We start from the raw sequence: 11,548 nt of genomic DNA on the forward strand, positions 1-11,548 counted from the left end.
CCACCGGCGGCTGACGGGTTGGCGATCGTGGTCGGACCACGCCCTACCTCGCTTCCGCCGGTCGCGCTCGCGGATATTGCCGAGGCGATTGGCGCCGTCGTCGCCTTCTCGGGTGACGAGGAGATCGATTCTGTGGGGGGTAGCACCAAGGAGATCTCGGTTGTTGTCACGGGTGTCTGCCTGGACTCCCGTCGCGTCCTGCCCGGTGACCTGTATGCCGCCCTCCCGGGCGCGATCACGCACGGCGCGCGCTTTGCCGCCGGGGCGATCGACCGGGGCGCCGTCGCCCTCCTGACGGACGACGCGGGGGAGCGATTGCTGCGGGAGGCGGGGATCGCCATACCGATGGTGGTTGTGGCCGACCCGCGCTCGGTCCTGGGCGCCGTCAGCGCTCAGGTCTATGCCACCGCCCCGGCGGGACTCGCTTTGGTCGGAATCACGGGGACCAATGGCAAGACGACCACCGCCTACCTCCTCGATGGCGCGCTGCGCGCGTTGGGTCGGCGCACCGGGCTGATCGGGACGGTCGAGACCAGGGTGGCCGACGAAGTCATCAAGAGTTCCCGCACCACCCCGGAGGCGCCGGACTTGCACGCCCTGCTGGCGACCATGCGCGAGCGTGACGTGGATACCTGCGTGATGGAAGTGTCGAGTCACGCGTTAACGCTCCACCGCGTTGACGGGGTGATCTACGACGTCGCGGTGTTCACCAACCTCTCCCAAGACCACCTGGATATGCACCGCACGATGGACAACTACTTCGCCGCCAAGGCCAGTTTGTTCACCCCCGAGCGGGCCCGCCGCGCCGTCGTCTGCATCGACGATGACTGGGGACGGCGCCTGGCCGCGCAGAGCGCGATCCCCGTGGTGACGGTCGGCACGGACAGCACTGCTGACTACATTCTGAGTTCAACCCTTGACCAAAACTTCACTCTTTCCGGTGTGAATGTCAACTTGAGGTTGACATCGGCACTGCCAGGATCTTTCAACAAGACCAACACGGCGCTGGCCGCAGTGACCCTGCTCGAACTCGGCTACCCGAGTGCCGACGTCGAGCGGGCCGTGCTGACCGATCCGCACGTGCCCGGCCGGATGGAGCGCGTCACGCCGCCAGATTCGGCGGGCCTCGTCGGCGTCGTCGACTACGCGCACACCCCGGAGGCCGTCAGCGCCGCGCTGGAAGCGCTCCGCCCCCAGGCGAGTCACCTCGTGGTCGTCCTCGGCGCCGGTGGGGACCGGGATCAGGGCAAGCGGGCGGCAATGGGCAGCGCGGCCGCTGCGGGGGCCGACATCGTCATCGTCACCGACGACAACCCCCGAAGCGAGGACCCGGCGACCATCCGGGCCGCGCTCCTGGAGGGGGCTCGATCGGTCTCTGGGTCCGCTCGTATTCTCGAAGTGGCCGACCGCCGGGAGGCTATCGCCGCGGCGGTCACCGAGGCCGGGGCGTTCGGTCCCGGCGCGGTCATCGCCGTGGTCGGCAAAGGCCACGAGACGGGTCAGGAGGTCGCCGGCGTGATCGAGCCCTTCGACGACAGCGTCGAGTTGCGCTCCGAGCTCCAGGCGTATGCCGCGGGGTCCCCCTCGTGATCGCGCGCACTCTCGCTCAACTCACCGAGATCACCGGCGGTGAGCTCTTCGGGATCGATATGGCCGCCGCCGCGGGCGTGGTCATCGACGGCCCCGTCGTCACCGACAGTCGCGAGGCCGGCGCGGGCAGCCTCTATGTTGCCCGCATCGGTGCCGCACTCGACGGGCACGACTTCGCCGGGCGAGCGCGCGACGCTGGCGCGGTTGCGGCCTTGACGACGCGGCCGGTCACCGAGCTTCCCGGCATTGTCGTGCCCGACGAGCAGGCGGCCTTCGTCGCGATCGCCCGCGACCTGGTCGACCGGGCTGACGACCTGCGGGTTATCGGCATCACCGGCTCCTCCGGCAAGACGTCAACCAAGGACCTGCTGGCCCAGGTCCTAGCCGCCGCAGCACCGACCGTTGCCAATGTCGGCTCGCTCAACTCCGAGGTCGGTGTGCCGCTGACCGTCTGCCGACTCGAGCCCGACACCCGCTTCCTGGTGGTCGAGATGGGCGCCCGGGGCATCGGTCACATCCACTACCTGACGACGATCGCGCCGCCAGCGATCGGCATCGTGCTCAACGTCGGATCGGCGCATGTCGGGGAGTTCGGCTCCCGTCAGGGGATCGCGACGGCCAAGGCCGAACTCGTCGAGGCGCTACCGACGGACGGCGTCGCGATCCTCAACGCCGATGACGATCTCGTGGCGGCCATGGCCGCCCGCACGCGTGCCCGAGTGGTCTTCGTCGGCGAAAGCGCCGGGGCCCACGTCCGAGCCACCGACATCAGCCTCAACGCCGACGGCCGGGCCAGCTTCACGCTCACCGCCGACGGCGACTCGGTGCCGGTCAGCCTGGCCGTCGCCGGGCGACACCAGGTCGGCAACGCCCTCGCCGTGATTGCCGCCGCACTCGTGTGCGGCCTGGACCTGCCGGACATCGTTGCCACCCTCGCCGGTGCAGGCCCCGTGAGCCGCTACCGCATGGAGGTCACCACCCGCGACGACGGCGTAACCATCGTCAACGACGCCTACAACGCCAACCCCGAGTCGATGGCGGCCGCCCTGGCCGCGTTGAGCACCATGGCAACCGGTCGGCGAGCCTGGGCGGTGCTCGGCCCGATGCTCGAACTCGGCGACGAATGCGACGCCGCCCACCGCGCCACGGGGGCCGACGTCGCGCGCCGCGGCGTCCAACGCCTTATCGTGGTCGGCGCAGCGGCCGCGGAGATCGCGGTGGGGGCCGACGCGGCATACGACCGAGGGGATCTGGAAATCGACCAGGTCGCCACGACCGAGGAGGCCTTGGCCATCTTGTCCGAGCAGTTGCGACCGGGCGATATCGTCCTGATCAAGTCGAGCAACGGGGCCGGATTGCGCTTCCTCGGCGACCAGCTCCTCAGCCCGGAGGCACTCCGGTGAAGCTCGTCCTCATCGCGGCCGTTGTCGGCCTTATCGTCGGCCTGCTCGGCACGCCGGCCTTCATCCGGTTCCTGGTCCGGCGCGGCTATGGGCAGTTCATCCGCGACGACGGGCCGACCTCGCACCATACGAAGCGCGGCACCCCCACGATGGGTGGGGCGGTGATCATCCTTGCGACCGTCCTGGGCTACTTCGCCGCCCACGCCGCGACCATGACCCGCCTCACCGCCAGCGCGCTCCTGGTCCTCTTCTTGATGGGCGGGTTGGGCCTGGTCGGCTTCGCGGACGACTTCACCAAGATCAGCCGGCAACGCAGCCTCGGCCTCACCTCGAAGCAGAAGCTCCTCGGGCAGGCCATCGTCGCCATCATCTTCGCCACCCTGGCCCTGCACTTCCCGGGCGCGGGTGACCGCACCCCGGCCAGCACGGCGATCTCGTTCGTGCGTGACCTGCCGATCGACCTGTTCTTCGCCGGGCCGCTGATCGGCACGGCACTCTTCGTCATCTGGGCCAACCTGATGGTCTCGGGCATGTCCAATGGCGTGAACCTCACCGACGGACTCGACGGCCTCGCCACCGGCGCCTCGACGATGGTTTTCGCGGCCTATGTGCTGATCGGCATCTGGGAGAACAACCAGAACTGCGCCAGCACGCTGAGCCTGAAGTGCTACGACGTCCGCGACCCGCTGGACCTCGCGGTCGTCGCCGCTGCCGCGATGGGCGCCTGCTTCGGCTTCCTGTGGTGGAACGCCTCGCCGGCCAAGATCTTCATGGGTGACACCGGCTCCCTGGCCCTCGGCGGCGCCCTCGCCGGCCTGGCCATCACGACGCGAACCCAACTCCTCGTCGTCATCCTCGGCGGTCTCTTCGTCGTTATCACGATGTCGGTCGTCATCCAGGTGGCGTCCTTCAAGTCCACCGGCAAACGCGTCTTCCGGATGGCCCCGCTGCAGCACCACTTCGAACTCCTGGGCTGGCAGGAAGTCACGATCGTCATCCGGTTCTGGATCATCGCCGGGCTCTTCGTGGCCCTCGGCCTCGGAATCTTCTATGCCGAGTGGGTCGTCGGGGGCATCAAGTGACCGCCGGCCGCGATCTCAGCGGCCTGACGCATCGCGACGCCGAGTGGGCCGGTCTCCGCGTGCTCGTCGCGGGCTTGGGCGTGAGCGGCTTCGCCGCCGCCGATGCGTTGGCCGAGCGCGGCGCGCACGTAATGATCGTGGACGGGTCCGTCCCGGCCGAGCGCTCGGCGGCGTGGGAGCGCGCCCGCATCCTGACCATCCTCGACGTCGACGTCCGCACTGGCGAGGACGCGAGCACCGTCCTGCCGAGGGACCGCCTCCCGGATCTGGTGGTGACCTCGCCCGGCTGGCGCCCGGACCAGCCGCTGCTCGTCGCGGCGGCAGGGCACGGCATACCCGTATGGGGAGAGGTCGAGCTCGCCTGGCGGATGCGGCCCCGTGAGGGGGCGGCCCCCTGGCTCACCCTCACCGGCACCAATGGCAAGACCACGACCGTGCAGATGCTCGCCTCGATCCTGCGCGCCGCGGGTCTGCGCGCGACCTCGGCGGGCAATGTGGGGCGCCCCATCCTCGAGGCCGTCATGGATCCCGAGCCCTACGACGTCATCGCCGTCGAACTCTCCAGCTTCCAATTGCACTGGTCGGAGTCGATCTCGCCGCTGGCGTCGGCGTGCCTGAATATCGCCCCCGACCACATCGACTGGCATGGCTCCATGGAGGCCTACTGGGCGGCCAAGGCGTCGGTCTATGCCCGCACCCAGGTGGCCTGCATCTACAACGTGCAGGACGACGAGACGCGCCGCATGGTCGAGGACGCCGAGGTCGTCGAGGGGGCGCGCGCCATCGGGTTCACCCTCGGCACGCCGGCGCCGTCCATGGTCGGCATCGTCGACGACGTGCTCGCCGACCGCGCCTTCCTCGCCGAGCGCGCCACCACCGCCGCCGAACTCGGCATGATCGCCGACCTCGCCCGCGACGGGGCACCTGTCCCGCCGCATGTGGTCGCCAATGCGCTCGCCGCGGCCGCGCTCGCCCGGGCCTATGGCGTTCCCCCCGTCGCCGTCCGCGACGGCCTGCGCGCGTTCGTGCCCGAGGCGCATCGGGTCGCTCAGGTCGCCCGGCTCGACGACGTTCTCTACATCGACGACTCGAAGGCGACGAATCCGCATGCCGCGGCCGCCTCGCTCGGGGCCTACGAGCGGGTCGTGTGGATCGCCGGGGGACTGCTCAAGGGGGCCGACATCGACCCCCTCGTGGCCGACGCGGCCGGCCGGTTGCGCGGCGTCGTCCTCCTCGGCGCCGATCGGGCCGCCATCGCGCAATCCCTGGCCCGACACGCGCCGGATGTCCCTGTCGTGGACATCGCCGAGACCGACACTGGTGCGATGGACGCCGTCGTGCGCGCCGCGGCCTCACTCGCCCACCCCGGTGATGTGGTCCTGCTCGCGCCGGCCGCGGCGTCCATGGACATGTTCGCCAACTACGGCGCCCGGGGCGACGCCTTCGCAAAGGCAGTGCTCGCCCTCCGCCGCTGACGGAGAGTGAATTCGTGAGCGCAACGACGGTCTCGCCTTCCGGGACCACCGGTGAGCCCGGCCCGCTGGCCCGGCTGCGCCACCTCATGGACAGCCCGACGGCGACCTACTACCTCCTGATGTCGGTGACCACGCTGCTGGTCTCCATCGGCCTGGTGATGGTGCTGTCGGCGTCGATGATCGTCTCGATCCACGACAACGGCGGCTCGCCATACACCGTCTTTATCACTCAGGCGATCTTCGCGGTCCTGGGGATCGTCGCCATCGCCATCGCCATCCGGATCCCGGTGTCGGGCTGGCGACGCCTCGGCGGCACGGCCCTGATTGTGACCTTGCTCATGCAGGCGCTGGTCTTCACGCCGCTGGGCACCGGAACCCAGGGCAACCGCAACTGGCTCGACTTCAAGGCGTTCACCGTCCAGCCGTCGGAGATGGGCAAGCTCGCGCTGGTGCTATTCGGTGCTGGCGTGCTCGCCCACAAGCGCCACCTGATGGGCTCCTTCAAGGAGGCGCTCGTCCCGTTCGTCGTGCCGGCCGCGATGGCGATGCTCATCCTCGTGATGTGGGGCCACGACCTGGGGACAACGATGGTGATTGCCGCCATCGTCGGCGGGATGCTCTTCGCCGCCGGGATGCCGGCCCGCTGGTTCACGCTCGCGGGCGTCATCGGCTTGGTGGGCGTCGCCGGGCTCACCATCACCAGTTCAAACCGGTTGCAACGCATCAGCATTTGGCTTAACCCGGGTCAGTGCGTTCCGGCCAATGAAGAGCTCTACTTCGACACCTGCCGCCAGCCGATGCACGCGCGCTATGCCCTCGCCGATGGCGGGCTTACCGGCATCGGCCTCGGGGCAAGCAAGGAGAAGTGGCGTTGGCTCTCCGAGCCGCACAACGACTTCATCTTCGCGATCATCGGTGAAGAACTCGGACTCATCGGTGCCCTCGCCGTCCTGATCCTCTTCGCCGTCTTCGCCTACTGCGCCTACCGCTTGGTCATGCGCTCGGAAGACTTCTTCGTGCGCATCGCCTCGGCCGGCATCATGACGTGGATCGCGGTCCAGGCAATGATCAATATCGGCGCCGTCATCGGACTCATGCCGATCATCGGTGTGCCATTGCCCTTCGTGTCCTCCGGGGGCTCCTCGCTGGTGACGACCATGCTGGCGGCCGGCGTGCTGCTGTCCTTCGCCCGAGCCGAACCCGGCTGCAAGGAGCAACTCGCGGCCAGGCCAGGTGGTATGCGAGGGTCGCAGGCGGCCCTGGCGCGGTGGCGCAGGGGGCGGGCCCGTGGCTGAGTCACCAAGTTCCGTCCTGCTCGCCGGCGGGGGCTCGGCGGGCCACGTCTCGCCCCTGCTCGCCCTCGCCGACACCCTGCGCGCGCGCGATCCGCACATGACGATCACCGCGCTGGGCACCGCGACCGGCCTCGAGGCCCGGCTGGTTCCCGACCGTGGCTACCCCCTGCGCACCATTCCCAAGGTGCCGCTGCCGCGCAAACCGAGTGGCGATCTCGCTCGACTGCCGCGCAACCTCAAGGCCGCTGTGGACGCCGCCGGTGCCGCGATCGACGACACCGGAGCGCAGGTGGTCGTCGGCTTCGGCGGCTATGTCTCGACGCCCGCCTACCTGGCCGCTCGCCGCCGCGGCGTGCCGATCGTGGTCCACGAGCAGAACGCCCGGGCCGGCCTGGCGAACCGCCTCGGTGCCCGGATGACTCGCTTCGTCGGCGTCACCTTCCCGATCACCAAGCTCGCGCATTCCCGGGTTGTCGGTATGCCGCTGCGCCCCGAGATCACCCACTTCGACCGGGAGGCGTTGCGAAGGGAGTCCCTCGCGGCATACGGGCTCGACGAGGGGCGGCCGACGCTCTTGGTGACCGGCGGCTCGTTGGGGGCGGCGCGGCTGAACGCCGCGATGCAGCAGGCGGGCCCTGATCTGCTGGCGCGCGGCATCCAAGTCCTGCACCTCACCGGCGCCGGCAAGGACTTCCCCGAGCCCGAGCCGGTCGACGGCGCCCGTTATGTCGTGCGCCAGTACGCCGACCGGATGGAGTTCGCCTACGCCGTGGCCGACCTCGCATTGGTCCGAGCGGGGGCGAATACGGTCTGTGAGCTCACCGCCGTCGGCCTGCCCGGGGTCTATGTGCCGCTGCCGATCGGCAATGGCGAGCAGCGCCTGAACGCCACGGATGTGGTCGCCGCCGGCGGAGGATTGCTCATCGACGACGCCGCGCTGACCCCGGATCGTGTGCGCGCCGACGTCGCCGGTCTGCTGCTGGATCGCGCTCGGCTCGCGACGATGCAGGCTGCGGCGGCCGGGGCAGGCGAGCGCGGCGGCGACCAGTTGCTGGCCGACCTGGTCGACGAGGCGTTCGCGTCGCGCAAAGGCACGTCATGACGTCGCTGGTGGTCAATCCCCGGTTCGATTTCACGGTGGAATTGCCGCCGCTGGCGCGGGCCGGCGCGGTGCACTTCATCGGCATCGGCGGCTCCGGGATGTCCGGCATCGCCCACCTTTTCGCGTCCGCCGGCCTGACGGTGACGGGCTGTGACGGCGCCGAGTCCGACGCCGTCGCCGGTCTGCGGGCGGCGGGTGTGGCGGTGACTATCGGTCACGACGCCGCCCATGTGGACGGCGTCCACACGCTCGTGGTGAGCTCGGCCATCCCCGAGACCAATCCGGAGCTTGCGGCGGCGCGGGCGCGCGGCATACGGGTGCTGCACCGGGCTCAGGCGCTCGCCATGAGCATGGGCGATCGGGTGCGCGTCGCCGTCGCGGGGGCCAATGGCAAGACCACGACATCCGCGATGGTCGCCACGGCGCTTTTGGGCGCCGGACTCGACCCGTCGTATGCCATCGGGTCCCCGCTAGTCGCCACCGGCGTCAGTTCGACGATCGGGGCGGGCCGGGCCTTTGTCGTAGAGGCCGACGAATCCGACAGTTCCTTTCTGACCTATCACCCGCACATCGCCGTGGTCACCAACGTCCAGCCGGATCACCTCGACTTCTATGGCGACTTCGCCCACGTCGAGGAGGCGTATGCCGCGTTCGCCGCGACGATCCCGGCCGGCGGTCTGCTGGTCGCCGGCGCGGACGACCCCGGCTCCGCGCGCCTCGCGGCTCGGGCCGCAGCCGCCGGGACACGCGTGCTGACGTATGGCGAGTCCTACGACGCCGACGTGCGCATCGAGGACGTGATCCTGACCGGTGCCGGGGGAGCGGCCCGCGTCGTGGCCGGCGATCAGGGCGTGGATCTTCGCATTGCGGCTCCCGGCCGGCACAATCTCGCCAACGCCGTCGCCGCGCTCACTGTCGGCTGGTTTGGCCTCGGGGCAGACCCCGCCGCGCTCGCAAAGGCGCTTGAGAGCTTCGTCGGCACCCGACGTCGGTTCGAGGTCAAGGGCACCGTGCGTGGGATCACCGTTGTCGATGACTACGCGCACAACGCCCCGAAGGTCGCGGCGTTGGTCAGTGCCGCTCGGGCCGTCGCCGGCGACGGCGCGGTGCGGCTCGTCTTCCAGCCGCACCTCTACAGCCGCACCCGTGACTTCGCCGCGCAATTCGCGGCGGGGCTGGCCGGGGCGGACCAGGTCGTCCTCTTGCCGGTGTATGGCGCGCGCGAGCAGCCGATGCCGGGGGTGGACTCGCATCTCATCGCCGAGGCCCTGGCCGCGCTCGGCTCCACCGCCGAACTCGTCGAGCGACCGGAGCAGGCGGTGGCGGCGCTGGCTCGGCGGGCGCAACCCGGAGACCTGGTGCTGACCGTCGGGGCCGGTGACGTCACCCGGCTGGCGCCGGCGCTATTGGCCGCCCTGGCGATGGAGGGAGACCCATCATGAAACGACCGTCCCTGCCTTGGTCGCGCCCGGCTCAACCGGCGCGCCGCTATGCCGGGACCGCGAATGCCTCCAGTAGGGAGCACCGGGAAACCGCTGTGCCGCAAGCGAGGTCGGCACGAACGGCCACCCTGGACCGGTCCGGCATGTCGCGCCTGGCGGACCGCCCCAAGCCTGCGGATCGACCGGAACCAACCACGTCGACGGCGCGGCGCTTCCGTCCCGTCACGACTCGTGCCGCGACAGCAGAACGCGGGACGTCCCGGCGGATGCCTCCGCGCGGCCGGCTGCCCCGCCTCGTGCAGATCGCCATTGCCCTGGCGGTGGTGTTGGGGTTGGCGTGGGTCGTGCTGCTGTCTCCCCTGACCCGAATCAAGCACATCCGGGTGGATGGCGTCGCCGGCGTCGTCGAGGACTCGGCTCGTGCCCGCGCGACCGGGCTCCGCGGCCAACCGCTACTGCTCACCCGGCTCGGCGGGGTCGAAGCGGCGATCGAGCAGGATCGGCGCGTCGCCGGGGCGAGCCTGGAGCGACGCTTCCCCAACTCGCTCATCGTTCATGTGGCCCCACGCATCCCAATCATTGCCTTCGAGAAGTCTGAAGGTCAAGTTGAACTTGTAGATATCGAGGGGGTTCGCTTCGAGAACGTCGCGGCGCCACCCGCGGGCATCGCCGTCGTGAAGCCAGCTGCGGGGGAGCAGACGTCAGATCGCGCCCTGCGGGTGGCGATCGACGTCGTGCAGGCGATGCCGGATCAGCTGCGCGGAACGGTTACCGACCTGCAGGTCACCAATGCCGAACTCGTAACCTTCAAGGTGGGGGCGACGTCTGTGGTGTGGGGCGACGCCGATCGCGTCGAACTCAAGGCCAAGCTCGTGTCAATCCTGTTGCAGCAGAACCCAAAGACGATCGACATCAGCGCGCCGGACACGCCCGTCACGACCTGAGCGGTTTGCGCCGCGACCTCACCCCAACCCACGCCGGCGATCGACAAGGCCCGGATTGCGGACAAAGTCCGCGACACGCCTACGTCTGCGTTGCACCGATCTGCCCTGGGCGCATAGCGTGCGGGGTGAAAGTCTTCCCATCCAGGTCCTAACCTTCAACTGGACGTTTAAGCAAGAGAGGCCCTCGCAGTGGCTGCACGTAAGAACTATCCGGCTGTCATCAAGGTCGTCGGCATCGGCGGCGGTGGAGTCAACGCCATCAACCGGATGATCGAGGTCGGACTCAAAGGTGTCGAGTTCATCGCCATCAACACCGATGCGCAGGCACTGCTCATGTCGGACGCCGATGTCAAGCTCGACGTGGGTCGTGACTTGACCCGGGGCCTCGGCGCCGGCGCCGACCCGGAGGTCGGGCGGCGCGCGGCTGAGGACCACGCCGAGGAGATCGAGGAGGTCCTCAAGGGGGCCGACATGGTTTTCGTGACGGCCGGTGAGGGCGGCGGCACGGGCACCGGTGGCGCTCCCGTCGTGGCCAAGATCGCCAAGGGTCTTGGTGCCCTGACGATCGGTGTCGTCACGCGCCCCTTCACCTTCGAGGGCCGGCGTCGGGCCAACCAGGCCGAGACCGGCATCGGGAAGCTGCGTGAAGAGGTCGACACCCTCATCGTCATCCCGAACGACCGGCTGCTGTCCATCAGCGATCGGACCGTGAGCATGCTCGATGCCTTCCGCAGCGCCGACCAGGTCCTGCTCTCCGGTGTCCAGGGGATCACCGACCTGATCACGACTCCGGGCCTGATCAACCTCGACTTCGCCGACGTCAAGTCGGTCATGTCGGGCGCCGGCTCCGCCTTGATGGGCATCGGCTCGGCCCGCGGTGAGGACCGCGCCGTGCAAGCGGCCGAGGCGGCCATCTCCTCGCCGCTGCTCGAAGCCAGCATCGACGGCGCCCACGGCGTCCTGCTCTCCATCCAGGGTGGCAGCGATCTCGGCCTCTTCGAGATCAACGAGTCGGCGCGCCTGGTGCAAGAGGCGGCCCATCCGGACGCCAACATCATCTTCGGCGCCGTCATCGACGATGCCTTGGGCGACGAGGTCCGCGTGACCGTCATCGCGGCCGGCTTCGACGGCGGCACGCCCAAGGGCCGCGTCGACGAGCGTCCGGCAGTCCAAGCGGCACCGGCCCGCCCGGCGGCTCCGGCCGCGCAACCGGCC

Annotated in this window: 9 protein-coding genes; all 9 read left to right on the top strand. The window is 69.7% G+C overall.

Annotated features, from left to right (window positions below):
• Window positions 1-27: 27 nt before the first annotated feature.
• Window positions 28-1,590, top strand: coding sequence for a UDP-N-acetylmuramoyl-L-alanyl-D-glutamate--2,6-diaminopimelate ligase (locus BN13_RS16705; protein ID WP_053079896.1), 1,563 nt, complete (start codon window positions 28-30; stop codon window positions 1,588-1,590).
• Window positions 1,587-2,993, top strand: coding sequence for a UDP-N-acetylmuramoyl-tripeptide--D-alanyl-D-alanine ligase (locus BN13_RS16710; RefSeq protein ID WP_048548312.1), 1,407 nt, complete (start codon window positions 1,587-1,589; stop codon window positions 2,991-2,993). Before BN13_RS16705 ends, BN13_RS16710 begins: the two co-directional genes overlap by 4 nt.
• On the top strand, window positions 2,990-4,075 hold the full coding sequence (gene mraY, locus BN13_RS16715) for a phospho-N-acetylmuramoyl-pentapeptide-transferase (protein WP_048548314.1): 1,086 nt from the start codon (window positions 2,990-2,992) through the stop codon (window positions 4,073-4,075). Before BN13_RS16710 ends, mraY begins: the two co-directional genes overlap by 4 nt.
• A complete protein-coding gene (gene murD / locus BN13_RS16720; protein ID WP_235434102.1) occupies window positions 4,072-5,550 on the top strand; it encodes a UDP-N-acetylmuramoyl-L-alanine--D-glutamate ligase in 1,479 nt (492 codons plus the stop codon). The genes mraY and murD overlap by 4 nt, the downstream gene beginning before the upstream one ends.
• Window positions 5,551-5,564: 14 nt before the next feature.
• Window positions 5,565-6,845 carry a putative lipid II flippase FtsW gene (gene ftsW, locus BN13_RS16725; RefSeq protein ID WP_048548317.1) on the top strand — a complete coding sequence of 427 codons (1,281 nt, stop codon included), beginning with the start codon at window positions 5,565-5,567 and terminating at the stop codon, window positions 6,843-6,845.
• Window positions 6,838-7,947, top strand: coding sequence for an undecaprenyldiphospho-muramoylpentapeptide beta-N-acetylglucosaminyltransferase (gene murG, locus BN13_RS16730; RefSeq protein WP_048548319.1), 1,110 nt, complete (start codon window positions 6,838-6,840; stop codon window positions 7,945-7,947). The genes ftsW and murG overlap by 8 nt, the downstream gene beginning before the upstream one ends.
• Window positions 7,944-9,389 carry a UDP-N-acetylmuramate--L-alanine ligase gene (gene murC, locus BN13_RS16735; protein WP_048548321.1) on the top strand — a complete coding sequence of 482 codons (1,446 nt, stop codon included), beginning with the start codon at window positions 7,944-7,946 and terminating at the stop codon, window positions 9,387-9,389. Before murG ends, murC begins: the two co-directional genes overlap by 4 nt.
• Window positions 9,390-9,655: 266 nt before the next feature.
• The gene (locus BN13_RS16740) at window positions 9,656-10,333 is read left to right on the top strand and encodes a cell division protein FtsQ/DivIB (protein ID WP_048548324.1); all 678 of its coding nucleotides are present in this window, start codon (window positions 9,656-9,658) and stop codon (window positions 10,331-10,333) included.
• A 189-nt stretch (window positions 10,334-10,522) separates the two neighbouring features.
• The coding region (ftsZ, locus tag BN13_RS16745) for a cell division protein FtsZ (RefSeq protein ID WP_084733851.1) at window positions 10,523-11,548 on the top strand (1,026 nt) is incomplete at its 3' end.

Source organism: Nostocoides jenkinsii Ben 74, assembly GCF_001046875.1.
GTDB classification, from domain to species: Bacteria; Actinomycetota; Actinomycetes; order Actinomycetales; family Dermatophilaceae; genus Nostocoides_A; species Nostocoides_A jenkinsii.

Coding starts and splice junctions, on each gene's coding strand:
- murC (WP_048548321.1), top strand. CDS start 7,944: ATGACGTCGCTGGTGGTCAATCCCCGGTTCGATTTCACGGTGGAATTG.
- BN13_RS16740 (WP_048548324.1), top strand. CDS start 9,656: ATGCCTCCGCGCGGCCGGCTGCCCCGCCTCGTGCAGATCGCCATTGCC.